This is a genomic window from Amycolatopsis sp. NPDC051128 (assembly GCF_040682715.1).
In the GTDB taxonomy this organism is placed as follows: Bacteria; Actinomycetota; Actinomycetes; order Mycobacteriales; family Pseudonocardiaceae; genus Amycolatopsis.
The window spans coordinates 166,876-191,088 of record NZ_JBFBBN010000008.1; the positions used below are offsets into that span (position 1 = coordinate 166,876).

Below are 24,213 nucleotides of genomic sequence, written 5' to 3' on the forward strand. Positions count from 1 at the left end.
CAGTGGCCCCGCGGCGCGGGAGTACCCCTCCATTGGACCCGGGCCGAGCCCGATCGGGCAATGCCCTACGAGCAATGTCACGACCGGTAAGGGGTGGTCAGCCGCCGAACCAGGGCTCGTCGATGGTCCGCGGCGGTGCCGACGTCCGTCCGACGCGCAGCTCGGTCGGCAGGGTGATGACCTTCGGCGCGCTCCGCTCGGCCGAGCCGAGCAGCAGCCGCCCGGCCGCCTTGCCCTTCTCGAGCACGGGCTGGTGGACCGTGGTGAGGCCGATCCGCTCGGCCTCGGCGATGCCGTCGAAGCCGGTGACGGTCAGGTCCTGCGGCACCCGCAGCCCGCGCCGCTCGGCCTCCGCCATGGCGCCGAGCGCGAGGATGTCCGAGGTGCAGATCACGGCCGTGATCTGCGGGTACGCGTCCAGCAGCTGGCGGGCCGCGGACGCGCCGTCGTCCACCGTGTGGTCGAACCGCTCGACCACCGGGACGCCCGCCCAGTCGACGCCGGCCGCCGAGAACGCCACGGCCAGCGCCTCCAGCCGGGTGCGCTGGACGTGGAAGTGCGCGCCGCTCTGCCGGGCGGTGGAGACGAAGTCGTCGTTGCGCTCGCGGGCCAGCCGCATGCAGATGACGCCGACCTGCCGGTGGCCGAGGCCGACCAGGTGCTCGGCGATCTTGCCGACGGCCGCCGCGTCGTCCGGGCCGACCCGGTCGATGCCCTCGATGCTCGGCTGGTCGATGATCACCGTGGGGACCGGCCGCTCCAGCACGGCCGCCAGGTGCGGGTCGTCGTCCGGCACGGAGTAGACGACGAAGCCGTCGACGCCCGCGCGGTGCACCGCGGCGACGTCCTCGCGGCCCGGGCTGGCCGGCACCAGGTGCAGGCCGACACTGGCGTCTTCGCAGGCCAGGGCCAGTCCTTCGAGCACGCCGACGGCGGCGGGGTCGCGGAAGGCGTAGGAGAGGTTCTCGGTGAGCAGCAGCCCGACCGCGCCCGCCTTGCGGGTGCGCAGCGAGCGGGCGACGGGGTCGGGACCGGGGTAGCCGAGGCGCCGCGCGGTCTCGAGGACCCGGCGGCGCAGTTCCGGGGACAGCTGGTCCGGCCGGTTGTAGGCGTTGGACACCGTGGTCCTGGACACACCGAGCTCCGCCGCGAGCGACGCCAGGGTCGCTTGCCTTCGGGTGCGAATAGGACGTCCCATCAGCAAACCGTAACGGTTCAGATCGTTTTCCTGAAGAGACACCCCGCGTGGTCGATGTCTCGATCCGCATGCGCTCCGACGCATACACCAACCCGGGATCGGATGGCCAGGAAGTCATCCGGATGGGGTAAGGTGAATCTGACAACGGTTTCCATTAGCAGTCATGCATGTCCGGGAGTGTGTTCTCGATGAGTTCCCGTCTTACGAGGAGCGTGCTCGTCGCCGCTTCGACTCTGACCGTCCTGGCCGTCGCCGCGTGCTCCGGCGGCGCGTCCGGCTCCGACGGCGGCGGGCAGCCGGGGAGCGCCGGCAAGATCAAGGTCGTCGCCTCGACCGACGTCTGGGGCAGCGTGGTCAACGCCGTCGGCGGTGACAAGGTCGAGGTCAAGTCGATCATCCACGACCCGTCGGCCGACCCGCACTCGTACGAGACCACGGCGGACGACGCCCTGGCGGCGAAGGACGCGAAGCTGCTGCTGTCCAACGGCGGCGGCTACGACGAGTTCTTCGGCAAGCTCACCGGCCAGGCCGGTGACGCGAAGAAGCTCGTCGCCTACGACATCGCCGCGACCGGCGACGAGAACGAACACGTCTGGTACGACCTGCCCGGCGTCGACAAGGTCGCCGACCAGGTCGCGGCGCGGCTCGGCGAGATCCAGCCGGCGTCGAAGCAGCTGTTCGCCGACAACGCGACCGCGTTCAAGGCGAAGGTCGACGCGCTCGAGAAGCGGCTTGGCGAGCTGGGTGCGTCGCACCCGGGCACCAAGGTCGTCGTCACCGAGCCGGTCGCGCACTACCTGCTGGCGAGCGCGAAGATCACCGACTCGACGCCGAAGGCGTTCTCGGACGCGGTGGAGAACGACACCGACGTCCCGGCCGACGCGGTCAACGCGTACAAGCAGCTCATCGCCACCAAGCAGGTCAAGGCGCTGGTCAACAACGCGCAGACGGTGACGCCGCTGACCCAGGACGTCGTCGGGCAGGCGAAGGCCGCCGGGATCGGCGTGGTGGACGTGACCGAGACGCTGCCCGCGGGTGTGACGGACTACATTGTCTGGATGACCGGGGAAGTCGATGAGCTGGCAGGGGCGTTGAAGTAGCCATGGCTCCCGTCTCAGACGACGTACGCCCCGCGGTCCGGGTCCGCGGGGCGGGACTCGCTTTCGGTCCCCGGACCCTGTGGTCGGGGCTGGACCTCGTCGTCGAGCCGGGGGAGTTCCTCGCCGTGCTCGGTCCGAACGGCTCCGGCAAGAGCAGCCTGCTCAAGGCGCTGCTCGGCATGCAGGGCCTGTCGGCGGGCGTGGTCGAGATCGCGGGCGGCCGCCCGGGCGGCGCGAACCGCAAGGTCGGCTACATCCCGCAGCAGCGCGCGATCGACGAGTCGCTGACCCTGCGCGGCGTCGACCTGGTCGGGCTGGGGCTCGACGGGCACCGCTGGGGTCCCGGCCTGTTCGGCATGGCGGCGCGGCGTCGCCGGGTTTTCGACGCCATCGACGCGGTCGGCGCGACGCGGTACGCGAAACAGCCGGTCGGCCGGTTGTCCGGCGGCGAGCAGCAGCGGTTGCGGGTGGCGCAGGCCCTGGTCGGCGACCCCGAGGTGCTGCTGTGCGACGAGCCGCTGCTGTCCCTCGACCTCGCGCACCAGCGCGCGATCAGCGAGCTGATCGACGAGCGGCGGCGTTCGTCGGGGACGGCGGTGCTGTTCGTGACGCACGAGATCAACCCGGTGCTGTCGTTCGTCGACCGCGTGCTGTACCTGGTCAACGGCCAGTTCCGGATCGGCAAGCCGGACGAGGTCATGACGACCGAGACGCTTTCGCAGCTGTACGGCACCCGCGTCGAGGTGCTCAAGGTCGGCGGGCAGATCCACATCGCGGGCGCGCAGAGCGCGTTGTGCGAGCAGGAGCCGCACCACCACGAACACGACGTCGAAGAGCAAGTGGGCTGAGTCTTGGATCTGTTCGACTTCGGCAAGACCTGGGAGCTGATCACTCAGCTCGACGGCGTCCAGACGGCGTTGTTGGCGGCGGCGATCCTCGGCCTGGTGGCGGGGGTCCTGGGGCCGCTGATCGTGATGCGGCGGATGTCGTTCGCGGTGCACGGCACGTCGGAGCTGGCGTTCACCGGCGGCGCGGCGGCGTTGCTGCTCGGCATCGGCGTCGAGTACGGCGCGCTGATCGGCGCGGTGGTGGCGGCGTTGCTGCTGGGCATCCTGGGCGCCCGCGACGCCGACCGCGACTCGGTGATCGGCGTGATCCTGTCGTTCGGTCTCGGCATGGGCGTGCTGTTCCTGTCCTTCTACAAAGGACGGTCCGGCAACAAGTTCGGGATCCTCACCGGGCAGATCATCACGATCGATTCGACGAACCTGACGTTGTTCGTGGTGTCTTCGGTGGTGGTGCTGGCGGTGCTGGCGCTCGTCTATCGGCCACTGCTGTTCGCTTCCGTGGACCGGAACGTGGCGGTGGCGCGCGGGGTCCCGGTGAAGACGCTGACGGTGGTGTTCGCGCTGCTGGTGGGCATCTCGACGGCGCTGAGCGTGAAGGTGGTCGGGTCGCTGCTGGTGGTGGCGCTGATGGTGACCCCGGCCGCGGCGGCGGCCCGGGTGACGGCTTCGCCGTGGAAGGCGACGGTGCTCGCGGTGGTCTTCGCCGAGGTGTCGGCGATCGGTGGGATCGTGCTGTCGCTGGCGCCCGGCCTGCCGGTGAGTGCCTTCGTGACGGCGATTTCGTTCTTGATCTACGTCGTGTGCCGGGCGATCGCCTGGCAGCGCGACCGGCGGACGCGGGTTCGAGCGGTGGACCCGGCCCCGGACCTGATCGCGGCGGCCTAAAGCGCCACTTTCATAGGGAAAGCTAACGGTATAACTATAACGTCTACTTTCGCTATGAAAGTGGCGTTTCAGCCGAGCATCAGGAGGACCTGCAGCTCCCCGACCACGAACCCGATCACCCCGCCCACGGCGATCAGCTTCCACTCGTCCTGCCGGAAGGCCGGTCGCAGCAAGCCCTCGAACTCGAGCGGCGTCAGAGCCAGCATCCGCTGCTCGATCACCTTCGCGACGTCCATCGCCTCGGTCAGGTACCCCTCGGCGTACCGCGCCGTGTCCGGCAGGTGCTCCAGCGCCTTCACCGCCGCCGCGTGCTTCATCTCCCGCAACCGCGTGCCGCCGACCGTCCACGCCAGCGGCATCTGCGCGTCCACCGCCGACGAGACCATCTGCTCCACCAAGGCCGCCAGCCGGTCGGCGCGGGGGCCGCGCAGGACGGCGTCCAGGAGGTTCTGGACCGTCAGGACCTCGGTCGCGATCAGCTCGCCGTACTGCCGGGCCACCTCGGCCCGCCGCCGCTGGAACTTGCCCTGGAAGATCACCCGGCCGACGCGCACCGGCTCGCGCGGCACGAAGATCAGCTTGATCGCCAGCCAGTCGGTGAGCAGGCCGATCACGCCGCCGAAGACCGGCAGCACCAGCGGCTCGCGCGTGAGTGCCCACACCACCGTCTGCACCACGCCGAGCCCGAAGCCGAAGTAGACGCCCATCCGCGCGATGAACGCCATCTCCGGCCGGGACGTCTCGCGGATCAGCCGCACCAGCAGCGCGCGGTCGCGGGTCAGCCGCTGGACCGTCATGTGCTGGACGTCGAGCACCTCGTCGAGGTTTTCGCGGACGTCGTCGAGGAAGTCCCGCACCAGTCGCGGCGCCGACGCCTGGACCTGCTTGATCAGCATCTCCTGCGCCAGTGTCGGCAGGGCCTCCCACAGCCGCGGGTGGTGCTCGGCGAGCACCTCACGCGCGACGTGGTCGACCGCGCGCAGCAGCGGCTGCTCCAGCTCGCTCGTGATGACCACCGGGTCGATCCGCCCGAGGACCTCGCGCAGGTCCAGCAGGTTCGCGGTCAGCAGCTCGGTGGCGACCGCCGCCATCCGGCCGCCGTGCTTCGGGACGACGCCCTGCCAGCCGAGCAGCGGCGGGATCCCGACGAAGTCGAGGGGCCGGAACATCATCTCGATGGCGACGCGCTTGGTGACGTACCCGATCAACGCCGCGACGAACGGCATCGCCGCGTAGAGCGGCCAGTGCAGCGCGAGATCGTGCAGGACAGCGTCCATTCCGACCTCCTCGTGGTCCCGAGAGCGAAACCGTACCGGCTGTCCCGGCAACGCCGACGCCTCGTCCGGCTCTGATGCGCCCCAATGTGGTGTTGGGTGCGCTGGACGCACCGAACGCCACCTTGGGTGCGCTGGAGCAAGGTCAAGGTCGCCGGCATCTGGTTCAAGGCCGTCCTCGGCTGCGGCCACCCCTACCCGAGCAGGGCGAGGACCTGCAGTTCCCCGACCAGGCCGCCGATCACCGCGCCGACGGCGATGAGCTTCCACTCGTCCTGCTTGAAAGCCGGCCGCAGGATGCCTTCGAACTCGATCGGCGTCAGCTGCCGCATCTTCTCGACGATCGTGTTGCGGACGTCGAGGGCGCCGGTGGCGTAGTTCTCGACGTGTTTCACCGTTTCGGGGAGGTAGGCGATGGCCTTCTCCGCGGCCGCGCGCTTCATCTCCTGGTACTGCCTGCCGCCGATGGTCAGCGCGACGAGCGGCTTGGCGATGCTCGCCTGCGCGTCGATCGTGCGCTGCACCTCGCGGGTGATGAGCGCGAACAGCCGGTCCGCGCGCGGGCCCGTGAGCACGGCCTCCATCACGTTCCCCACGGTCAGGACCTCGTCGGCGATCAGCGCGCCGTAGTCGGCCGCGACCTCCTCGCGGCGTTTCTGGAACATGCCCTGCCAGCGGAAGAAGCCGAACCCGCGCGGCTCGCGCGGGTAGAAGATCATCTTCAGTGCCAGCCAGTCCGTGACGAAGCCCGTGACGAAACCGAAGATCGGCATGATCAGCGGCTGTTTCGTGAGCGCCCATGCGACGAACTGGACTAGCCCGATCACGAAGCCGAACCAGATCCCGGAGCGCGCGATGAACTTGAACTCGGGCGCGGCGACCTCACGGATCAGCCGGCAGGTCAGCGACTTGTCCCGGACCATGGCGTTGATCAGCATGTCGTTGACGTCGAGGACGTCGTCGATGTTGGTCGAGACCTCGCGCAGCAGCCGCTTGACGACGACCGGCGCCTGCGCGCGCACCTGGTCGACGAGCAGCCGCTGCGCCCGCGACGGCAGTACCTCCCAGAGCCGGGGCTGGTAGGTCTCCATGACCTCCCGGGTGACGTCTTCGACGGCCTTGAGCAGAGGTGTTTCGAGCTCTTTGACCAGTTCTTCCGGGTCGAGCCTGGCGAAGATCTCCTGCGGGTCGACGAGGTTGCGGGTCAGCAGTTCGACGGCGGTGGTGGCCATGCGCCGGGAGTTCGCCGGGATCACACCCTGCCAGCCGAGGAACGGCCTGATGCCGGCGAACTCCAAGGGCCGGAACATCATCTCGATGGCCACCCGCTTGGTCAGGTAGCCGATCAGGGCGGCGACGAGCGGCATGGTGGCGTAGACGTGCCAGTGCGCGCCGATGTCCGCGAGGACCGGCTGTATGTCCACAGTGGCCCCCTCGCGTCAACCGCTGGTCAACCGGGGTCAGGATGCCACGCGTCACCGGGGGTTCCCAAATTCGTGATGCATCCGGATGGCGGTACGCCCGGAAGGACCCTTGCTCATTAAGGTGGCCCGATGGTCGCGCCTGAGAAGCCCCAACCCGCCCCGAAGACCGCCCAGTTCGCCGTGGGTGTCCGCGGCTACAACCAGCGCCAGGTCGACGCACGTCTCGCCGAGCTGGCCAAGGAGCTGAAGGAAGCCGCCCGCAGCCGCGACGAGTCCGCCGCGACGGCGGCTGACCTGACGAAGGCTCTCGCGTACACGCAGAAGGAGCTGGCCGAGACGAAGGCCGCTTTGGCGAGGATGAGCACGAGCCCGTCCGGCGCCGGCGCCATGGCCGAGCGCGTCCGGATGATGATGCAGCTCGCGGAGGAGGAGATCGCCGACCTGAAGTCGGCGGCCGAGGCGGACGCGGCGTCGACCCGCGAGCAGGCCGACAAGTACGCGCACGAGACGCGCCGCACGGCCGACAAGCTGGCGAAGGACGCGGAAGACGAGCGCGCCCGCCTGCTGTCCGAGGCGAAGAGCGAGATCGAGAAGCTGACCGCGGCGGCGGGCGCGAAGCGCGTCGAGCTGGCCGCGGCGGCGGAGCGGGCCCGCAAGGAGGCGGACGCCAAGGCCGAGGCCGAGGCGGCGGCTGCGCGGGCCGAAGCGGATCGGGTGGCTTCGGAGGAGCTGGCCCGGAAGAAGAAGGCGTTCGAGGAAGAGGCCGCGCGCAAGAAGCAGGAGACGGAAGCGATTCTGGCTTCGGCCCGGTCGCAGCAGGCGGAGGCCGACCAGAACCGGAAGCTGGCTTTGGACCTGAGGGCGAAGGTGGCCGAGCGGATCGCGGCGACGGATGTGGCGGTCCAGGAGGCCATGCGCCTGCTGGCCCCGGTGGAGGAGACCGCCAAGCCCGGGAGCGGGGACCGGAAGCCGGCTCCTGCTCCTGCCGCGAAGACTCCGGCGGCCAAGGCTCCGGCCGCCCCGGCCGCCCCGGCTGCCCCGACTGCTCCGGCGAAGGCCTAGTTATCCACATCGGGTCCCCTGGTTCCGTCTGGCCTCCCGGCTTTGACGGGACCCCGGGGATGGGCGCAGGCCGTCTCTGAGCCAGAGTGATGGGCATGATCCTCGAAACCGAGCGGGCCGCCGTGTGCGCGTATGCGCGTCGGATGGTCGGTGACGGCTTGGTCGTCGGCACGTCCGGGAACGTCTCCGTGCGCGCCGGCGAGCTCGTCGCCGTCACCCCGACCGGGGTCGCTTACTCGAGCATGACCCCGGCCGATGTGCCCGTCGTCGACCTCGGTGGCGCGGTCGTCGACGGCTCGCTCAAGCCGACCAGTGAGCTGCCCGTGCACCTCTCCGTCTACTGGGACGTCCGCGATCCGGACAACGAGCCCGTGACGGCCGTCGTCCACACGCATTCGCCGCACGCCACCGCCGTGTCGACGCTCGTGCGGGAGGTCCCGCCGATCCACTACATCATCGCCACGATCGGCCCTTCCGTGCGCGTCGCGCGCTACGCCACCTACGGCACGCCGGAGCTCGCCGCCGCCGTGCTGGAAGCGCTCGAAGGGCGCCGTGGCTGCCTGATGGCCAACCACGGCACCCTCACCTACGGCGACGGCCTCGAGGCCGCCTACCACCGGGCCCAGCAGCTCGAGTGGGCCTGCCGGGTCTGGCTGCTCGCGCAGAGCGCCGGCCGGCCGAGCCTGCTGCCGCCGCCCGAGGTGGCCAACGTCGTCGAGCGGTTGCGGGGCTACGGCCAGGGTTAGGACGCCAGCGCGTCGACGGCGTGCACCGCGTCCAGCAGCTCCACGACCGTCGGGTCGTCGACCGCCTCCTTGATGCACTGCCACAGCTGGAGGTTCGCCATCGCCCACCGCGAATAAGTCGCGGCCGCCTCCGGGTTGTAGAAGTAGTAGCCCTCGTCGTGGACGTCGCACTGCTCGCCGACGATCTTGTGCGCCAGTTCGCGCAGGCTCAGCCCGTTTTCGCGCAGGTACCGGTGCGCGAGCACCACCGGCGTCACGGGCAGCGCCTTGAACAACGTGTCCGCGTCGCTCAGAGCCTGTGCCTCCAGCGAAATGTCGCGGCCCCGGGTGGCCATTTCGGCCTCGTCGATGATCTCGTCGATCCACCGGGCGACGCGCGAAGGCACGCCGCACTCCGCGAGGATCTCCATTCGCAGGCTCCGGCCCGCGGCGGCGGGCGAGTTGCGGAGCACCAGGTAGTTGACGTCATGCACCAGCGCGGCCACTTCCACGACGGTGCGGTCGGCCCCGTTGTGCTGGGCGAAGCCGACCGCTTTCGCGCGGACGAAACTCACGTGGTGCCAGCCGTGGAACTGCAGCCGCTCGGCGTGCTGGTGGCAAAGCCGGTGGACCCTTTTTTCGACAGCACCGATGACGGCGTCGACGGATGCGTGGTCGATCGTGCTTTCCTGCGTGCGCATACACCTCTCCGATCCCGGCCGTGGTGTTCAGGCGGGTGGAGTAATGGTAAGCGCCGCTGACGCCGCTGTGTAGCTAGATGCGGTCGGCCAATTCCCCCAATCGGACCTCTACCGGAACGTGACGATGGCCGATTCCCCCGGCGGGGTCGAAAGAAAGGCTGAAACTGCTCACCGGGCGTGATTTCACCAGGAAGGTCATCGTCCCGGCCGCCGCTTCGGGGATCCGGTGGAATTCGTCGGCCAGCATGGTGGCGCAGGCCCCGGCCGGGCACAACGTCCGGCGGCGCAGCCGCGCGGACGCGATCAACCCGGTGCCGTCGATCGTTGTTTCGTACCTTTCGTGGAGGTAGTCACCGCGGAGAATGGTGGTGCAGAAGTGGTACCTGTGGTTGTGCACGGAATCCGCGTATCCTTTCCGCCAGTCTGCCTGCGCCTTGTATTCGTGCAGCCAGAAGGAGAACGGGTCGGACGGCGAATCGAGCAGGCACCAGGCGAAATGCGTGGTCGTTTCCCGGGACGAGCGCAGGATCTTGGCGGCCTGTGCGGTGGACAGCGTGCGGAGCTGTGTGCGCAGCTCCTCCCGCAGCCCGGGCTGGGCGGCCCACGGCCGGAACCAGCCGTCGACCGCGCCCCAGTCCGCGGCGAGCGGGAATCCGGCCGTACGCAGGCGCGTGGCCAGTTCGGTGAGTGGGGACAGGCGGGTGAGCAAGGTCAGCTCCCTAGCTCGGCGATTGCGGAGAATTCCGCGCGGAAGGCGTGGAACTTGCTTTCCAGCTCGCGGAACTGCTCCTCGGGTAACGGAGATCCGGTGATCTTCTCGAACAGCGCCAGGAAATCCGTCCGCGTCGTCGCGGACGTGATGCGGAAGTGGCGGCCGGCCCGGGACTGCGAGACGCGCACGAACTCGGCGCGTTCCATGTTGTAGAGGAAGGAGCCCTCGGTGAACCGCAGGGACCGGGGGTACAGCTTCGTGGCGCCGCGGACGTCGCTGTAGAGCGACACCCAGACGCTGTCGTCGAACATCTCGAGGCGATCGAGCGGCGGGTCGGCGACAACGGTGATGTCGACCTGCGCGCAGCGGCTGCGCGCCACGAAGAGGCCGACGAGCCCGATCCGGATGTCTTCGTCGAGCTGGGTCTGGACTTCTTCGTAGTCGACGTCGTCGGCGTCGCGGCGCATCAGGTAGCGGGCGCGCCCGCTGATCGAGTTCGCGTCGCGCGGATCGGCGATGACGGCCCGCAGTTCACGTTCCGTGCGGGAAAGCAACAGGCGGGCGGCCGCGTGCCGCCCGGAGAAGCCACGGAAGAAGTACTGCCGGGTCGCGTTGAGGTCGGCCATCAGCGCCCGGTTGAACGCGGGGTCGGGCTCGGTGGTCGCCTCGAACACGTCGGTGGGGAAGAACTCCTTGTTCAGCGCGCGGTATTCGGCGCTGAGGTCTTCCAGTGCGCGCCTGCTCTCCTCGATCACCGGGGTCACCAGCGACCGCTGCGTGGCACTGGCGGTGATCAAGGTCGTGCCGAACCCGACGATCGCGGAGATCAGGGTGCCGGTGCCCAGCGACGTCACCAGGTTCTTCCACGTGCCGGGGTCCATCAGGCCGGCGACCCACAGGCTCAGGCCGGCGACCACGACGAGCACCGTGAGCAGCAGGCTCGTCCTCGTCCAGAAGATCTCCTGCAGTGGGGTACGGCGGAGGCGTCCGCCTTCCGCGGCCACGTGCCTCACCTCCCTTGAGGCACCCGAACGGACGCATGCATAAAGTGTCTGTTCGAGCGCGGGGAGTCACTTTACGCGACTCCAGGGGAGTGCGAAATAAGAAGTTCGGGGGACATTCACGGAGGTCGCACGTCACTCTGGGCAATAATTCACGAGGTCATGAGGTTTTCCGAAAATCGAAGGTAACCATGGTCAAAGTGCCTTGGGGAGGCCCTTTTCGTACCAGCCCGGGCCGGGTTCGGTGGTCATCAGGAAATCCAGGACGACCGGCGCCGGCGCCGGGTGGATCTGCGGGTGATCGCGTTCGCCGCGCTCGGCGTCGACCGGCCAGGCCAGGCGTTCGACGTCGAGCGAGAACTCCGCGCGGGCACCCGTGCGGTTGCCGCGGGCGTCGAGCCGCGACCACTTGCCGTGCAGGTACACGGCGTTCAACCCGTGCAGCGCGGAGAGTTCCTGGTAGCAGAATCCGGCCGGAATCCCTTGCGCCCGCAGCAAAGCGGCGAGCAGGTGTGCCTTCGCGTAGCAGATCCCGACGCGCTCGCGGAGCACGTCCGACGCCCGCCAGGTGACCCGCGGATCCTCGGCGTCGATCACGTGCTCGATCTCGTCCCGCACGAAGCGGAAGGCGGCTTCGGCACGCTCGACGGCATCGTCGTTCGCCGGTCGCAGGGTGTCGACTCGCGCGCGGATCAGCGGGTGCTCGTGATCGACGACGGCGTCGGCGGCGAGGTAGTCGCTGAGCCGATCGGAGGTGGGCGACGGAACGGGAATCATCCGGCCATCGTGACAGGCTCGGCCATTCGAGCGAGACACATTTTCCGGCTGGACACGCTCCGCGTTCACCGATTACGGAACGTAAAAGTCGGGCGGGAAGCCTGTCCAGCGCAGTTCCGCGGGAAGGTGACTCAAGTCGTTGTAGGTGAGCAGCGCGGCGGGCCGCCCTGGCGCGTAGTGGATCACGGTGAGTGCGGCATGGGCGTGGTTGAGGGCGAGCCACCGCCACGGCGGCGCGTCCTGCGAGGCGCCGACGAGCCAGCCGACGAGGAAGTTGTGCGTGACGAGCACCTCGTACCGCGGCTCGGTCCCGGGCACGGGCCCGGTGAACCGCCGTTCGGCCTCGGCGGCTCGTTCCTCGTCGGCGGGCGGCAGGTGGCGGGTGAAGGCGTGCAGGAGGTCGCCGGACGTCTCGGGCAGCTCCTCGCGCATCGGCGTGTAGGGGACGAAGTCGCCGGCCGCTTCGTCGACGTGAACGGGAACGCCGGGGAGCTGAGTGGCGACGAGGCCGGCGGTCTGGGCGGCGCGCGGGAGGGGCCCGTGGTGGATCGAGGTGACGGGGACGTCGCGCAGCCGCCGTCCGAGCAGGAAGGCTTGCCGCTGCCCGGCTTCGGTGAGCCCGCCGGTGGGTGCGGCTTCGCCGTGACGGGTGAGAAAGAGGTATCGCGACGCGAGCACGGGTCAGCCGACGGGGATGAGCGTGCCTTCAGGGCCTTGGCTCGGCGTGAACTGGGTGAGCAACCGCATCGGCGCGAGATGGGGCGACAGGACGACCGAGGCGAACGGGCTGATCGTGTAGTCGCGCCCGCCGTTCGTCTGCAGGTGCACGCTGACGTGCACGTTCCGATCGGCGGGGACTTCGAACGAGACGGAACCCCACGAGACCACGTACTGCCGCCCGTCGACGCTCGCGATCGGCGCGTACGCGCGCACTGTGTGGCCGAGATGGGGAATCTCGATGGTGAGCAGCCGGCGAGGACCGTCGTGGTGGTCGACATAGGGAATCACGCCGGGCATCTTGGCCAGCTCGCTCATCGTCAGGGCTCCCCGCTCAGAACTGGTAATACAGGAACGGGCTGAAGGTGCCCGTCGCGATCAGGATGGCCGCGTACAGCAGGCCCGCCGTCATCACTCCGATGCGCAGCGCCGTCGCCGGGCGGCTGCGGGACGACTCCAGCAGGGGGCCCGTCACCGGGTGGGCCGGCAGGAGGAACACCGCCAGCGCCGCCAGCAGGATCACCAGCCGCTGGTTCGTGAACGCCTGGGCGACGCCCGCGCCGAGGCCGTCGAAGTCGGGGATCAGCATGTGGCCGATCATCGACAGCGCGTGCTCCAGGTCCGGCGAGCGGAAGAACACCCAGCCGAGCACCACCAGGAGCATCGTCAGTGCCCGGCGCAGGTACCGCTGCCGCGGCGAGGCCGGGTCGAGGTCGAAGCCGAAGCGGCGCTCGATCACCAGCAGCGCTCCGTGGTAGCAGCCCCAGACCAGGAACGTCCACTGCGCGCCGTGCCAGAAGCCGGTCAGCACGAACACCACGCAGAGGTTGCGGTACGTGCGGCCGGCGCCGTGGCGGTTGCCGCCGAGGGGGATGTACACGTAGTCGCGGAACCAGCGGGACAGCGACATGTGCCAGCGGCGCCAGAACTCCGTGATCGTCACCGACGAGTACGGCCGCGCGAAGTTCTCCGGCAGCCGGAAACCCAGCATGCGGCCGAGGCCGATCGCCATGTCCGAATAGCCGGAGAAGTCGAAGAACAGCTGGAGCGTGTAGCCGATCGCGCCGAGCCACGCCGTCGCGAACGTCATCTGGTCCGGCGGCACCTTGAAGCACGCCTCGACGAGCGGGCTCAGCGAGTCGGCGATGATCGTCTTCTTGCACAGCCCGAGCGCGAACCGGGGGAAGCCGGCCGCGATGTCGTCGAGCCGGTGCGAACGCAGCTGCGGCAGCTGGTCGGCGATCTCGCGGTACCGCACGATCGGACCGGCCACCAGCTGCGGGAACATCGCGATGTACGCGGCGAACGACACCGGGTTCCGCAGCGCCTGCCGCTCGCCGCGGTAGATGTCGACCACGTACGAGATGTGGTGGAACGTGTAGAACGAGATGCCGATCGGCACGACCAGGCTCGCGACCGGCACGCTCCCGCCGAACCAGTGCGCGACGGCGGCGATCTGCTGCGTCGCGAACCCGGCGTACTTCCAGATCAGCAGCACCGCGACGTCGAGCGACACCACGGCGATGAGGATCCGGCGCCGTCGCACGCCGTGGACGTCCCACGGGCTCGGTGCCAGCAGCGGCCCGGCGAGGAAGTTGACGACCATGCAGCCGAGCAGCAGGAACACGAACGGTCCGGCGCCGATCGTGTAGAACAGCAGGCTCCCGACCGCGACGATGCCGTTGCGCCAGCTCCGCGGGCACACCAGCACGGCGATGAGCACCGCCGGCAGGAAGTACCACAGGAAGAGCGGCGAAACGAACGACATCGGGTCCCCTCGGATTTATCCGATGGTGACCTTAACTCGACCGGGTGGTCTACCGCGGCTCGGGTCGTGAGTGAGAAACGGTGTGCTGACCCTGTTTCTCACTCACGACCAGAAGCGGGAGAGGCTCAGACCCGGCCCGCGGCACGGCGGCGCCGGGCCACCTCGGCGAGCAGGACGCCCGCCGCCACCGAGGCGTTCAGCGATTCCACGCCCGCCGCCATCGGGATCGACACCGTCGCGTCGCACGTCTCGCGCACCAGACGCGACAGCCCGCGGCCCTCCGAGCCCAGCACGATCACCAGCGGGTCGGCGGCGATTTCGAGGGAGTCGATGTCGACCGAGCCGTCGGCGTCGAGGCCGACCAGCATCATGCCCTCGTTCGCCCACGCCTTGAGCTGGCGGGTGAGGTTGGTCGCCACCGCGATCGGCAGCTTCGCCGCCGTGCCGGCGCTCGTCCGCCACGCCACCGCCGTCATGCCCGCGCTGCGCCGCTCCGGCAGCAGCACGCCGTGGGCGCCGAACGCGGCCGCCGAGCGGATCACCGCGCCCAGGTTCCGCGGGTCGGTGACGCCGTCGAGCGCGACGAACAGCGGCACCTCGCCCGAGTTGCGGGCCGCCGCCATCAGGTCGTCCGGGTGGGCGTACTCGAACGGCGGGACCTGCAGGCCGAGGCCCTGGTGCACGGCCCGGTTGGTCTTGCGGTCCAGCTCCTCGCGCGGGATCTCCAGGATCGAGATGCCCTTGTCGCCGGCCAGCCGGACGGCGTCGTTCACGCGGTCGTCGATCTCGATGTTCAGCGCGACGTACAGCGCCGTCGCCGGGACGCCCGCGCGCAACGCTTCCACCACCGGGTTGCGGCCGGCGATCAGCTCGGGCTTGTCGGCCTTCTTCTGCCGCGCCTGGTCGCGCTTCGTCGCGGCGTTGTTCGAGCGGTACGCCTTGTGCCCGGGACGGTCCTCCGCCTTCGGGGTCGGCCCCTTGCCTTCGAGGGCCTTGCGGCGCTGACCGCCCGAGCCGACGACGGCACCCTTCTTGGTGCCCGTCTTGCGGATCGCGCCCTGGCGCCGCGAGTTGCCTGCCATGGTGAAAGTTTCCTTGCGTAGGGAACGGCTCAGTCGGACTTGACTGTCCACTGCGGACCGCTGGGGGTGTCCTCCACCGCGATGCCCGCCTGCTGGAGGCGGTCACGGGCGGCGTCCGCGCGGGCGAAGTCCTTTTCGGCCCTGGCCTGCTGACGCTCGGCCAGCAGCCCTTCGACGAGTTCGGCCAGCGCTTGCTTGGTGGGCGTGTCGGAACCGCCCGCCTCCGACCAGCGCGCGGACAGCGGATCGAGGCCCAGCACGTCGGTCATCGCGCGGACGGCCGCGGCGAATTCGAGTGCCTTGGAGGTGTCGCCCGCGTCGAGGGCGGCGTTACCGTCCCGCACCGTGGTGTGGACCACGGCGAACGCCTGCGGGGTGGCCAGGTCGTCGTCGAGCGCGGCGGCGAACCCGGCCGGGATCGTGCCGATCGCCACCTCGCCCGAGGCGGCCGCGCGGCGCAGGAACGTCTCGATCCGGCGGTAGCCCGCCGCGGCCTCCGACACGGCGCCCTCGGAGTACTCGACGGTCGACCGGTAGTGCGGCTGGACCAGGTAGTACCGCAGCTCGGGCGCGCGGTAGCGCTCCAGCATCGACGGGATCGACACGGTGTTGCCGAGCGACTTCGACATCTTCTCGCCCGACATGGTCACCCACGCGTTGTGCAGCCAGAACCGCGCGAACCGGTCGCCGGCCGCGTTCGACTGGGCGCGCTCGTTCTCGTGGTGCGGGAACACCAGGTCGATACCGCCGCCGTGGATGTCGAACTCCGTGCCGAGGTACGCCGTCGCCATCGCCGAGCACTCGAGGTGCCAGCCCGGCCTGCCGTGTCCCCACGGCGTCGGCCACGACGGCTCGCCCGGCTTCGCGCTCTTCCACATGGTGAAGTCGCGGGCGTCACGCTTGCCGCGGGTCGGCGTCTCGCCCTGCTGGACGTCTTCGAGGACCTGGCCGGACAGCTTGCCGTAGTCGTCGAACGACTTCACCGAGAAGTAGACGTCGCCGTCCGCGACGTAGGCGTGGCCGCGCTCGATGAGACGTTCCATCAGCTCGACCATCTGGGTGACGTGCCCGGTCGCGCGCGGGTTGATCGACGGCGGCAGGCAGCCCAGCCGCTCGTACGCCTCTTCGAAGGCGCGCTCGTGCGTCGCGCCCCACTCCCACCAGGGGCGCTCGTTCTCGGCGGCCTTGGTGAGGATCTTGTCGTCGATGTCCGTGACGTTGCGGACCAGCAGCACGTCCAGTCCACTGTGGACCAGCCAGCGGCGCAGGACGTCGTAGTTCAGCACCCCGCGGACGTGACCGATGTGGGGGACGCCCTGCACGGTGGCACCACACACGTAGATCGACGCCGTTCCGCTACGGACGGGATGGAACTCCCGCACGCTCCGGGTCGCTGTGTCGAAAAGGTGAAGGGCCACCCTCAAAGGGTACGGGGTCTCCGCGAGCGGTTTCGCGGGCCCTCAGCAGCTGTGCTAGCCGATGCCGAACCCGCGCAGCGCCGTGAGCAGGGCGTCCGGCCGTTCGGCGGTGGGCAGCGGATCGACCAGCGCGAACTCGCAGCCGAGCGCGCGGGCGCCGCCGTCGGCCTCCTCGCTGTCGCCGACCATCAGCGTGCCGGTGGCCGGCACGCCCAGGCCCTGGACGGCCTTGCGGAAGATCTCCAGTTCCGGCTTGACCGCGCCGACCTCGAAGGACAGGACGAACTCGTCGACGTAGGCGTCCCACCCGCGGGCGGTGAAGGCGGGCCGGATGTCGAAGGCGATGTTGCTGAGCACGCCCACCTTGAGCCCGCGCTCGGCGGTGGCCTTCAGCGCGGCCTCGGTGTCCGGGTACGGCGTCCACTGGCTGGGATCGATCAGGCGGTCGTACAGCGAGACGGCCTGCTCGGGCCGCGGCACGCCCGACTTCTTGAGCACCTCGAGGTACACCTTCCGGTGCAGTCCGGGGTCGCGGTCGCGGTGCTGCCAGGCGTGCAGGTGCTCGGCGTCGAGCTCGACGACCTGCCCGACCGGGGCGGTCATCCGGCGCATCAGCTCGGCCTGCGCCTCGATGTCGAGCGGCGAGCCCGCGTGGTCGGTGAGCTCGGTGAGCCAGGACTCGTCCTGCTCGAGCCGGAACAACGTGCCGGAGAAGTCGAACAACACCGCCCTGATCGTCATGGGATTCAGCGTAGCGAGATCGCGGGCAGCCGAGCGGCGCCCGCGATCCGCGTCACGTCAGGAGGCGTAGCCGGTGATCTTTTCCGGGACCACCCGGACCACCACGCGGACGACCTCCGGCGGCTCGGTGCGGAAGTCCTTGCCGTCGTACTTGTGGGACAGCTCGTTGATCAGCTCGCGGCCGCCCTCCTCGGTGATCTCGGCCCGGCCGCGAACCTCCACGTACTTGAGCGGGTCGTCGAGGTCGAAGACCGACAGCGAGACCCGCGGGTCGCGCCGCATGTTCCGCTCCTTGAGACGCCCGCGCACGGTCGCGAAGAGCACCGTGTCGCCGTCACGCTTCGCCCAGACGACCGACGTCTGCGCCGAGCCGTCGGCGTTGATGGTGGCGATCACCGGGAAGTTCTTGCCGTCGAAGAGGGCCTTGGTGGCCTCGTTGAAAGTCACACCCATGGTCTGGACCCTATTTCACGTTGCCGGCGATTTTCCGGACTTTCAGGCGGACGACGACGCGCTCGACGTCGGCGCTCTCGGACGCCGGATCCTCGGCGAGGTACTTGTGGCTGAGGGCACGGGGAAGCGTCTTGTCCGGATCGGGCGTGATCGTCACCGTGCCGCGGAGCTGGGTGTGCCGGTACGGGTTCTCGGCGTCGGTGATCGAAACGCTCACGCGGGGGTCGCGCCGCAGGTTGCGGACTTTCCGGCGGTCCTCGGTGGCGCTGAAGACGAGGTCGCCGTCGTCGAGGCCGACCCAGACGACGGAAGTGTGCGGGCCGCCGTCCGGGTCGAGGGTGGCGACGGTGGCGAAGTTCTTCCCGTCGATCAGCGCGCGGACGTCGTCCGAGAGAGTGAGGGGCATGTCACGCCGAACGGGCGCCGGCGCGGACCTATTCCGCCGCGAGCCCCTGTTCCGCCGCGAGTAACAGGGCCGTCGCGAAGGCCGCGATGCCCTCGCCGCGCCCCGTCAGCCCGAGGCCGTCCGACGTGGTGCCCGAGACGCTCACCGGGCCGCCCACCGCCTCGGACAGCACCTTCTGCGCCTCCTCGCGCCGCTTCCCGACCCGGGGCGCGTTGCCCACGATCTGGACCGAAGCGTTGCCGACCCGCCAGCCCGCCGCCTCGATCAGGCCGCGGACCTCGGCGAGCATGTCGGCGCCGTGCGCGCCGTCCATGCGGGGGTCACCCGTGCCGAACACCGCCCCGAGGTCGCCGAGGCCGGCCGCCGACAGCAGGGCGTCACACAGCGCGTGGGCCGCCACGTCGCCGTCCGAGTGGCCGGCGCAGCCGTCGACGCCCGGCCAGCGCAGCCCGGCGATCCAGCACTCGCGGCCCGCTTCGATCGGGTGAACGTCCACCCCGTTGCCGATCCTCACAGCGTCTCCTCGTTCTTCGGTGCCGCCGCGATCGCCTCGGCCAGGGAAAGTTCGAAACCGGTCGTGACGCGCATCGCGTCCGGGTGGCCGGGCACCGTCGCCGCGCCCGCGCGGACCGCCGCCGCGAGATCGTGCGACTCGGCCGCCCGGAACGCCGGAAGCGTGAAGCCGATCGGAGTCTGGGCGGTGCGCAGCCTGCCGCGGTCCTCCGTGCCGACGATCAGCTCGCTGGCGTCGGTCACCTTCACCGTGTCGGCCATCGGCAGCACCGGGACGACGACCGGAGTGTCGTCACCGACCGCGTTGACGACGTCACGCACGGTCTGCGCAGGAATGAAGGCCCGCAGCGCGTCGTGGAGGAGTACAACGGAGTCATGGGGAAGCTCGGGCTCGACGACGGCGAAGGCCTGCCGGAGCGAGCCGGGGACGACCCGGCAGGAGAGGCCGCCGAGGGCCTCGGAAAACAACTTCGCACACCGCTGGGGGGCCGCCACGAGCACCAGATCGATTTCCGGTACGTCCAGCAGCCCCCGCACGGTGTGCGTGAGTAGCGCCTCACCACGGACCGGCGTGAGAGCAAGCTCTCCGTCGGAGCCATGGTGTGCGACGGTCACGATCACGACGACGTTCATCGGTTCGCGATCGTAGAGGCTCCTGCCCGCCCGTCGGACAGGGTGCCTTGGGCTCAGACCGCCGCGGTTTCCAGGACTTCGTCGAGGAGGACTTCAGCCTTGCCCTCGTCGGTGCCCTCCGCGAGCGCGAGCTCGCTGACCAGGATTTGCCGGGCCTTGGCGAGCATGCGCTTCTCGCCTGCCGAAAGCCCTCGGTCCTTCTCTCGCCGCCAGAGGTCGCGCACCACTTCGGCCACCTTGTTCACATCGCCGGAGGCGAGTTTCTCGAGGTTGGCCTTGTACCGACGAGACCAGTTCGTGGGCTCCTCGGTGTGCGGAGCACGCAGAACGTCGAAGACCTTGTCCAGTCCTTCTTGCCCGACGACATCGCGAACGCCGACGATCTCGGCGTTGTCCGCGGGCACGCGAACCGTGAGATCCCCTTGCGCGACTTTCAGGACGAGGTACTTCTTTTCCTCGCCCTTGATCACGCGGGTCTCGATGGCTTCGATGAGTGCGGCACCGTGGTGCGGGTAGACGACGGTCTCTCCGACCTTGAAAACCATGTGTCCTCTGCCCCTTTCGCTGACTCCATCCTACCACGAGCCGCCAGTGCCCACCTAGCGGGCCGGAGTCGTCCTCGCAGGTCAGCGGCTTGGGCGGGGGTTGACAAACGTCAGACCCCCGTGCTCACGCAGGTAGCGGGGAAGCGTTTCGTCAGGTGCTACGAAATCCTTTGTGGACGGTTGATCTTGGGGAGCGTGTCCCGGCAACGCACACCGGTTCCGCGCGGGAGATCGCCCCCGGCTAGTCTTCGCGGTGACGAGGCCGTGAAAAGGGAAGGACTGCGACGTGAGGCTGCAGAATCGTCGCGTGCTCGGTGCGGGCGTGCTGGCGCTCGGTGCCGCGCTCGCGCTCGCCGGGTGCGGGGCCGGCCAGATCACCCAGACCGACTCGCAGCAGCCCGCGGTCAACGGCACGTACGCCCAGGTCAAGACCATTGTCCTGCGCAACGCGGCGGTCCAGTACCCGACGTCCGGCGCGGGCTACCCCGCCGGGGCGACCCCGGCGCTGACCCTGACGATCGTCAACCAGGGCGCCCAGGACGACTCGCTCGTCTCGGTGGCGACCGAGGGCGGCGGCCAGGGCACCATCGGCGGCTCGAAGGAGATCGTGGCCGGGCACTCGCTGGTGATCGGCCCGGACGACGCGGTCGAGTCCACCAATGAGGCGCAGCCCACGTCCTCGGGCGCGCCGACCTCGTCGTCCTCGTCGTCATCGGCCTCGCCGTCGACGGGCACCAGCTCGACGGGCACCAGCTCCACCGGCACCAGCTCGACCGGCACGGGAACGCCCACCGCGACGGCCACCTCCGATGTCCCGTCGTCCGGCCCGGCCGCGACGCCGACCCAGCCCGAGGTCGTCGGCAAGGCCACCGTGACGCTCGCCGCACTGGCGCAGCCGCTGTGGCCGGGTCAGGTCATCAAGGTCACGTTCGTCTTCGAGCACGCCGGACCGGTCACCGTCGAGCTGCCGGTCGCGGCACCGGCGCACGCCAAGGAGTAGGTCCCCGGTTTTGTCGGTGGTCGCCGCTAGCCTCGCGGGGTGAAGAAAGGCGTCACCTACCGCTGCGGAAGCTGCGGATACGAAGCGGCGAAGTGGCTGGGCCGGTGTCCGGAGTGCCAGGAATGGGGCTCGTTCTCGGAACGCGGGGCCCCGTCCAAGCCGGCCATCCAGCGCGTCGCGGCCGGGGCGCCGAGTGCGCCCGCGCGTCCGATCGGCGAGGTCGACGTCGAAGCGGCGCGAGCCCGCCGCACCGGGGTCTCGGAGCTCGACCGGGTGCTGGGCGGCGGCCTCGTGCCCGGGGCGGTGGTCCTGCTCGCGGGTGAACCGGGGGTCGGCAAGTCGACCCTGCTGCTCGAGGTCGCCTACCAATGGGCGAAGACGGTCGACCGGTCCCTGTACGTCACGGGCGAGGAGTCCGCGGGCCAGGTGCGGTTGCGCGCGGAGCGAACGGGCAACGTGCACGACCTGATGTACCTGGCCGCCGAGAGCGACCTTTCGGCCATCCTCGGGCACGTCGACGACGTGAAGCCGGGCATGCTGATCGTCGACTCGGTGCAGACGATGGCGTCCCCGCAGGCCGAGGGCTCGCCGGGCGGGGTGACGCAGGTCCGCGCGGTGACGTCCGGGCTGGTCGCCCTGGCGAAGGAGCGCGGGCTGCCGGTGGTCCTCGTGGGGCACGTCACGAAGGACGGCTCGGTGGCCGGTCCACGCGTGCTGGAGCACCTGGTCGACGTGGTGCTGCAGTTCGAGGGCGACAAGCACTCGACGCTGCGGATGCTCCGGGGCATCAAGAACCGGTTCGGCGCGTCCGACGAGATCGGCTGCTTCGAGCTGCAGGAAGAAGGCATCGTCGGGGTGCCCGACCCGTCGGGGCTGTTCATCAGCCGCACGGCGGAGCCGGTGCCGGGCACGGCGATCACGGTGTCGATGGAGGGCAAGCGGCCGCTGCTGGGCGAGGTCCAGGCGCTGGTGTCGTCGACGTCGGCGCCCCAGCCGCGGCGCGCGGTCAGCGGCCTCGATTCGGCGCGGGTGGCGATGGTCCTGGCGGTGCTGGAGAAGCGCGGCGGGCTGAAGCTCGGCGACAAGGACGTCTACACGGCCACTGTCGGCGGCATGAAGATCACGGAGCCGGGCATCGACCTCGCGCTGGTGCTGGCCCTGACGTCGTCATTCGGCGATGTCGCCCTTTCGCCACGGCTGGTGTCGGTGGGCGAGGTGGGGCTGGCGGGCGAGATCCGCCGGGTACCGAGCGTGGGCCGCCGTCTCGCGGAGGCGGCCCGGCTGGGGTTCACGCACGCCTTGGTGCCGCCGGACTCGGGCAAGCCGCCGGCGGGGATCCGGGTGCTGGAGGTGGCGAACGTCGCGGACGCGCTGAACGCCGCCAGTCACGCGCGCTGACCGGAGGGCGTCCCCGCCGTGGGGAGCGCCCTCCGGCACGGATCAGCGATCGGACGTGGTCACCGAGTACGTGTAGCTCTCTACCAGGGAGTACTGCTCCGGTCCGGTCGACGGCGCCTCGGTGGTGGCCGTCGCCATGCTCTCGGACTTCGGCGGCGACGTCTGCGCGCTCCGCGGGGCGGACTCGACCGTCGACGAGACGGGCGTGTTGAGGGGCGTGATGACGGCGGAGGAAGGCCCGCCCCCCTTCGCCGACTTCGGGGGGATGGTGTGGCCGATGAGCTGGGCCGTCTCCGGGTCGGCGATCAGGGTGTCACCCGTGTCCTGCGCGGTGAACCCGATGCCGACCCGGCCGTCCGGGGCGACCGTTCCCGGCTTCGTCACGATGCCGTCGACCCGGGCCAGCGCCTGCCAGAGCGCCACCCGGAGCTTGCCGGGGGCCAGGCCGAGCTCCATGACGTGCTGCACCATCTCGGCGGAGCGGCCGGGGCCGTTCGGCTTGCCCGGGTGCACGGCTTTCCCCATGGCGCCCTGGGTGTTGACGAGCTGGTCGCGCAGCTGCTGGACGTCAACGGGCAGGCGGGCGACGAAGTCCGCCGTCGGCGCGTCCCACGTGCCCGGGAAGCTGCTGTCGGGGTACTGGATCCGGACGATCGGGAACAGCCCACCCGCGCCCGCCTCGTCGGACTTCTTGACCGGCTTCGGTTCGTAGCGCGGCTGCGGGACCGGCAGGCCCGGGAGCTCGTTCGTCGTCTGCGAGCGCCGGTGCCAGATCCCGCCGGGGTCCGCCGGGATCCACAGCTCGGTCAGCGTCCCGAAGTAGCCGCTCACTCTCTTGTCGTTGGTGATCGTGCTCCACATCGACGTGGTCATGTGCCGGTACTCGCCGGGGCGGACCGGGAGGTCCGTGCCGCGCAGCTGGTCGAGGCCGGGCGCGGCCGGGCTGACGACGGCGGGTTCCTGGCCGGGGACCCGGGTGGCCACGAACAGGCCGCCGGTCAAGGTGGCGACCGCGGCCGCCACCGCGATCCAGCGCCACGAGCCGTGGGACTTCCGTGGCGCGGGCGCCTCTTCGGGCGGTGCGCCGGCGGCCGTCAGCAGCGCCGTCCGTGCGAACGCCAGGCCGTCGTCGGGGCCCGGGTCGCCGTGCAGGTCCGCGAGGGCGGCGTCCAGTTCGGCGTCGGACCAGATCTGCCGGATGTTGTTGTCGTCGGTCACGGGGTCTGCGCCTCCTTCGTGTTCTGGGCCGGGGCGTTGGTCCGCAGCCAGCGCCGGATCCGGTGCAGCCGGGAACGGACGGTGCCCGGCGGGATGCCGAGGACCTCGGCGACCTCGGCCGGGTCGAGCCCGGCCCACGACACCAGCAGGAGCGTGTCGCGGTCGGCCGGGCTGAGCTGCGCCAGCGCCCCGGCCAGCTGCGCCGCCCGCGTCTGCGCGTCGACCTGCTCGGCGACGCGGCCGTCGTGCGCCGCGTGGCTGAGCTCGCCCGCGTGGGCGAGCCGCGCGGTGGCCTGCAGGCCACGCAGCTCGGAACGCACCTGGTGGCGCAGCAGGTTGGTCGCGATGCCGTAGAGCCACGACCGGGCCGTGCCCAGCTCCGGCCGGTAGCTCTCCCGGCGGCGCAGCGCCACGAGGAACGTCTCGGCGACGAGGTCGTCCGCGGTTTCGGTGCCGACGCGCCGCGCGAGGTACCGGCGCAGCTGCGGGGCGTGGACGTCGAAGAGCCGCGCGAACGCCGGCCCGGGATCGGCACCACCGAGGTCGGGGCGATCCTGCCCCCACACCTCCGCGCCTTCTTGGATCACCTGCATGCCCCCTGTTGCCCGCAGCCC

General features: G+C 70.2%; 27 protein-coding genes. 7 read left to right on the plus strand and 20 right to left on the minus strand.

Annotated elements, in window-relative coordinates; all coding sequences use genetic code 11:
* Positions 1 to 97: 97 nt before the first annotated feature.
* Entirely contained in the window at positions 98 to 1,198 is a 1,101-nt protein-coding gene (locus tag AB0M82_RS12030) for a LacI family DNA-binding transcriptional regulator (protein WP_364720324.1), read from the minus strand.
* A gap of 188 nt (positions 1,199 to 1,386) precedes the next feature.
* On the opposite strand from AB0M82_RS12030, the gene AB0M82_RS12035 reads away from it, so the two are divergent.
* From AB0M82_RS12035 to AB0M82_RS12045, 3 genes are read left to right on the plus strand one after another with little or no spacing between them, the layout of a single operon-like run.
* Positions 1,387 to 2,298 carry a zinc ABC transporter substrate-binding protein gene (locus tag AB0M82_RS12035; protein WP_364720326.1) on the plus strand — a complete coding sequence of 304 codons (912 nt, stop codon included), beginning with the start codon at positions 1,387 to 1,389 and terminating at the stop codon, positions 2,296 to 2,298.
* 2 nt (positions 2,299 to 2,300) lie between these two features.
* A complete protein-coding gene (locus AB0M82_RS12040) occupies positions 2,301 to 3,146 on the plus strand; it encodes a metal ABC transporter ATP-binding protein (protein ID WP_364720329.1) in 846 nt (281 codons plus the stop codon).
* Positions 3,147 to 3,149: 3 nt separating this feature from the next.
* Positions 3,150 to 4,031 carry a metal ABC transporter permease gene (locus tag AB0M82_RS12045; protein WP_364720331.1) on the plus strand — a complete coding sequence of 294 codons (882 nt, stop codon included), beginning with the start codon at positions 3,150 to 3,152 and terminating at the stop codon, positions 4,029 to 4,031.
* 68 nt (positions 4,032 to 4,099) lie between these two features.
* Here AB0M82_RS12045 and AB0M82_RS12050 read toward each other — a convergent pair whose 3' ends face one another.
* Both AB0M82_RS12050 and AB0M82_RS12055 read right to left on the minus strand, forming a co-directional pair.
* The gene (locus AB0M82_RS12050; RefSeq protein WP_364720334.1) at positions 4,100 to 5,308 is read right to left on the minus strand and encodes a DUF445 domain-containing protein; all 1,209 of its coding nucleotides are present in this window, start codon (positions 5,306 to 5,308) and stop codon (positions 4,100 to 4,102) included.
* A gap of 191 nt (positions 5,309 to 5,499) precedes the next feature.
* Positions 5,500 to 6,729, minus strand: coding sequence for a DUF445 family protein (locus tag AB0M82_RS12055; protein WP_364720337.1), 1,230 nt, complete (start codon positions 6,727 to 6,729; stop codon positions 5,500 to 5,502).
* Positions 6,730 to 6,858: 129 nt separating this feature from the next.
* On the opposite strand from AB0M82_RS12055, the gene AB0M82_RS12060 reads away from it, so the two are divergent.
* Together AB0M82_RS12060 and AB0M82_RS12065 are read left to right on the plus strand one after the other, a co-directional pair.
* The gene (locus AB0M82_RS12060; RefSeq protein WP_364720339.1) at positions 6,859 to 7,791 is read left to right on the plus strand and encodes a hypothetical protein; all 933 of its coding nucleotides are present in this window, start codon (positions 6,859 to 6,861) and stop codon (positions 7,789 to 7,791) included.
* A gap of 95 nt (positions 7,792 to 7,886) precedes the next feature.
* Entirely contained in the window at positions 7,887 to 8,537 is a 651-nt protein-coding gene (locus tag AB0M82_RS12065) for a class II aldolase/adducin family protein (protein WP_364720341.1), read from the plus strand.
* Here the strand turns inward: AB0M82_RS12065 and AB0M82_RS12070 are convergent.
* From AB0M82_RS12070 to AB0M82_RS12140, 15 genes are all read right to left on the minus strand, one after another.
* Positions 8,534 to 9,217: an HD domain-containing protein gene (locus AB0M82_RS12070; protein WP_364720344.1), complete on the minus strand. Its 684-nt coding sequence runs from the start codon at positions 9,215 to 9,217 to the stop codon at positions 8,534 to 8,536. The two genes, AB0M82_RS12065 and AB0M82_RS12070, sit on opposite strands and share 4 nt — an antisense overlap.
* 73 nt (positions 9,218 to 9,290) lie before the next feature.
* Positions 9,291 to 9,926, minus strand: coding sequence for a hypothetical protein (locus AB0M82_RS12075; RefSeq protein ID WP_364720347.1), 636 nt, complete (start codon positions 9,924 to 9,926; stop codon positions 9,291 to 9,293).
* Positions 9,927 to 9,928: 2 nt separating this feature from the next.
* A complete protein-coding gene (locus AB0M82_RS12080; protein ID WP_364720349.1) occupies positions 9,929 to 10,942 on the minus strand; it encodes a hypothetical protein in 1,014 nt (337 codons plus the stop codon).
* A gap of 183 nt (positions 10,943 to 11,125) precedes the next feature.
* Complete coding sequence (locus AB0M82_RS12085) at positions 11,126 to 11,707, minus strand: transglutaminase domain-containing protein (protein WP_364720351.1); 582 nt, start codon at positions 11,705 to 11,707, stop codon at positions 11,126 to 11,128.
* A gap of 72 nt (positions 11,708 to 11,779) precedes the next feature.
* Entirely contained in the window at positions 11,780 to 12,385 is a 606-nt protein-coding gene (locus AB0M82_RS12090) for a histidine phosphatase family protein (RefSeq protein ID WP_364720354.1), read from the minus strand.
* Positions 12,386 to 12,388: 3 nt separating this feature from the next.
* The gene (locus AB0M82_RS12095) at positions 12,389 to 12,742 is read right to left on the minus strand and encodes a hypothetical protein (protein ID WP_364720356.1); all 354 of its coding nucleotides are present in this window, start codon (positions 12,740 to 12,742) and stop codon (positions 12,389 to 12,391) included.
* A gap of 16 nt (positions 12,743 to 12,758) precedes the next feature.
* Complete coding sequence (locus AB0M82_RS12100) at positions 12,759 to 14,192, minus strand: MBOAT family protein (protein ID WP_364720358.1); 1,434 nt, start codon at positions 14,190 to 14,192, stop codon at positions 12,759 to 12,761.
* A gap of 125 nt (positions 14,193 to 14,317) precedes the next feature.
* Complete coding sequence (gene rlmB, locus AB0M82_RS12105; protein ID WP_364720359.1) at positions 14,318 to 15,274, minus strand: 23S rRNA (guanosine(2251)-2'-O)-methyltransferase RlmB; 957 nt, start codon at positions 15,272 to 15,274, stop codon at positions 14,318 to 14,320.
* A gap of 29 nt (positions 15,275 to 15,303) precedes the next feature.
* Positions 15,304 to 16,692, minus strand: a complete 1,389-nt coding sequence (gene cysS, locus AB0M82_RS12110) for a cysteine--tRNA ligase (RefSeq protein ID WP_364720361.1) — start codon at positions 16,690 to 16,692, stop codon at positions 15,304 to 15,306.
* A gap of 54 nt (positions 16,693 to 16,746) precedes the next feature.
* The gene (locus tag AB0M82_RS12115; protein WP_364720364.1) at positions 16,747 to 17,433 is read right to left on the minus strand and encodes an HAD family hydrolase; all 687 of its coding nucleotides are present in this window, start codon (positions 17,431 to 17,433) and stop codon (positions 16,747 to 16,749) included.
* Positions 17,434 to 17,490: 57 nt separating this feature from the next.
* Positions 17,491 to 17,886: a PPOX class F420-dependent oxidoreductase gene (locus AB0M82_RS12120; protein WP_364720367.1), complete on the minus strand. Its 396-nt coding sequence runs from the start codon at positions 17,884 to 17,886 to the stop codon at positions 17,491 to 17,493.
* Between the two features lie 10 nt (positions 17,887 to 17,896).
* Positions 17,897 to 18,292, minus strand: coding sequence for a PPOX class F420-dependent oxidoreductase (locus AB0M82_RS12125; RefSeq protein ID WP_364720369.1), 396 nt, complete (start codon positions 18,290 to 18,292; stop codon positions 17,897 to 17,899).
* Between the two features lie 28 nt (positions 18,293 to 18,320).
* The gene (gene ispF, locus AB0M82_RS12130) at positions 18,321 to 18,806 is read right to left on the minus strand and encodes a 2-C-methyl-D-erythritol 2,4-cyclodiphosphate synthase (RefSeq protein ID WP_364720372.1); all 486 of its coding nucleotides are present in this window, start codon (positions 18,804 to 18,806) and stop codon (positions 18,321 to 18,323) included.
* On the minus strand, positions 18,803 to 19,438 hold the full coding sequence (locus tag AB0M82_RS12135; RefSeq protein ID WP_364720374.1) for a 2-C-methyl-D-erythritol 4-phosphate cytidylyltransferase: 636 nt from the start codon (positions 19,436 to 19,438) through the stop codon (positions 18,803 to 18,805). The genes ispF and AB0M82_RS12135 overlap by 4 nt, the downstream gene beginning before the upstream one ends.
* Positions 19,439 to 19,491: 53 nt before the next feature.
* Positions 19,492 to 19,983, minus strand: a complete 492-nt coding sequence (locus tag AB0M82_RS12140; RefSeq protein ID WP_364720377.1) for a CarD family transcriptional regulator — start codon at positions 19,981 to 19,983, stop codon at positions 19,492 to 19,494.
* Positions 19,984 to 20,269: 286 nt separating this feature from the next.
* Between AB0M82_RS12140 and AB0M82_RS12145 the strand changes: the two genes are divergently transcribed.
* Together AB0M82_RS12145 and radA are read left to right on the plus strand one after the other, a co-directional pair.
* Positions 20,270 to 20,983: a hypothetical protein gene (locus AB0M82_RS12145; RefSeq protein ID WP_364720379.1), complete on the plus strand. Its 714-nt coding sequence runs from the start codon at positions 20,270 to 20,272 to the stop codon at positions 20,981 to 20,983.
* A 39-nt stretch (positions 20,984 to 21,022) separates the two neighbouring features.
* The gene (gene radA, locus AB0M82_RS12150) at positions 21,023 to 22,381 is read left to right on the plus strand and encodes a DNA repair protein RadA (protein ID WP_364720381.1); all 1,359 of its coding nucleotides are present in this window, start codon (positions 21,023 to 21,025) and stop codon (positions 22,379 to 22,381) included.
* Positions 22,382 to 22,423: 42 nt separating this feature from the next.
* Here the strand turns inward: radA and AB0M82_RS12155 are convergent, their stop codons facing one another.
* The gene (locus AB0M82_RS12155; RefSeq protein ID WP_364720384.1) at positions 22,424 to 23,599 is read right to left on the minus strand and encodes a CU044_5270 family protein; all 1,176 of its coding nucleotides are present in this window, start codon (positions 23,597 to 23,599) and stop codon (positions 22,424 to 22,426) included.
* A complete protein-coding gene (locus AB0M82_RS12160; protein ID WP_364720387.1) occupies positions 23,596 to 24,192 on the minus strand; it encodes an RNA polymerase sigma factor in 597 nt (198 codons plus the stop codon). The genes AB0M82_RS12155 and AB0M82_RS12160 overlap by 4 nt, the downstream gene beginning before the upstream one ends.
* Positions 24,193 to 24,213: the final 21 nt, after the last annotated feature.

Excerpts from the sequence above, each read along its gene's own strand:
- AB0M82_RS12050 (WP_364720334.1), bottom strand. The coding sequence starts at position 5,308 with ATGGACGCTGTCCTGCACGATCTCGCGCTGCACTGGCCGCTCTACGCG.
- AB0M82_RS12085 (WP_364720351.1), bottom strand. The coding sequence starts at position 11,707 with ATGATTCCCGTTCCGTCGCCCACCTCCGATCGGCTCAGCGACTACCTC.
- AB0M82_RS12070 (WP_364720344.1), bottom strand. The coding sequence starts at position 9,217 with ATGCGCACGCAGGAAAGCACGATCGACCACGCATCCGTCGACGCCGTC.
- AB0M82_RS12135 (WP_364720374.1), bottom strand. The coding sequence starts at position 19,438 with ATGAACGTCGTCGTGATCGTGACCGTCGCACACCATGGCTCCGACGGA.
- AB0M82_RS12035 (WP_364720326.1), top strand. The coding sequence starts at position 1,387 with ATGAGTTCCCGTCTTACGAGGAGCGTGCTCGTCGCCGCTTCGACTCTG.
- AB0M82_RS12115 (WP_364720364.1), bottom strand. The coding sequence starts at position 17,433 with ATGACGATCAGGGCGGTGTTGTTCGACTTCTCCGGCACGTTGTTCCGG.
- AB0M82_RS12060 (WP_364720339.1), top strand. The coding sequence starts at position 6,859 with ATGGTCGCGCCTGAGAAGCCCCAACCCGCCCCGAAGACCGCCCAGTTC.
- AB0M82_RS12065 (WP_364720341.1), top strand. The coding sequence starts at position 7,887 with ATGATCCTCGAAACCGAGCGGGCCGCCGTGTGCGCGTATGCGCGTCGG.
- AB0M82_RS12140 (WP_364720377.1), bottom strand. The coding sequence starts at position 19,983 with ATGGTTTTCAAGGTCGGAGAGACCGTCGTCTACCCGCACCACGGTGCC.
- AB0M82_RS12160 (WP_364720387.1), bottom strand. The coding sequence starts at position 24,192 with ATGCAGGTGATCCAAGAAGGCGCGGAGGTGTGGGGGCAGGATCGCCCC.
- AB0M82_RS12100 (WP_364720358.1), bottom strand. The coding sequence starts at position 14,192 with ATGTCGTTCGTTTCGCCGCTCTTCCTGTGGTACTTCCTGCCGGCGGTG.
- AB0M82_RS12095 (WP_364720356.1), bottom strand. The coding sequence starts at position 12,742 with ATGAGCGAGCTGGCCAAGATGCCCGGCGTGATTCCCTATGTCGACCAC.
- AB0M82_RS12040 (WP_364720329.1), top strand. The coding sequence starts at position 2,301 with ATGGCTCCCGTCTCAGACGACGTACGCCCCGCGGTCCGGGTCCGCGGG.
- rlmB (WP_364720359.1), bottom strand. The coding sequence starts at position 15,274 with ATGGCAGGCAACTCGCGGCGCCAGGGCGCGATCCGCAAGACGGGCACC.
- AB0M82_RS12030 (WP_364720324.1), bottom strand. The coding sequence starts at position 1,198 with ATGGGACGTCCTATTCGCACCCGAAGGCAAGCGACCCTGGCGTCGCTC.
- AB0M82_RS12125 (WP_364720369.1), bottom strand. The coding sequence starts at position 18,292 with ATGCCCCTCACTCTCTCGGACGACGTCCGCGCGCTGATCGACGGGAAG.
- AB0M82_RS12120 (WP_364720367.1), bottom strand. The coding sequence starts at position 17,886 with ATGGGTGTGACTTTCAACGAGGCCACCAAGGCCCTCTTCGACGGCAAG.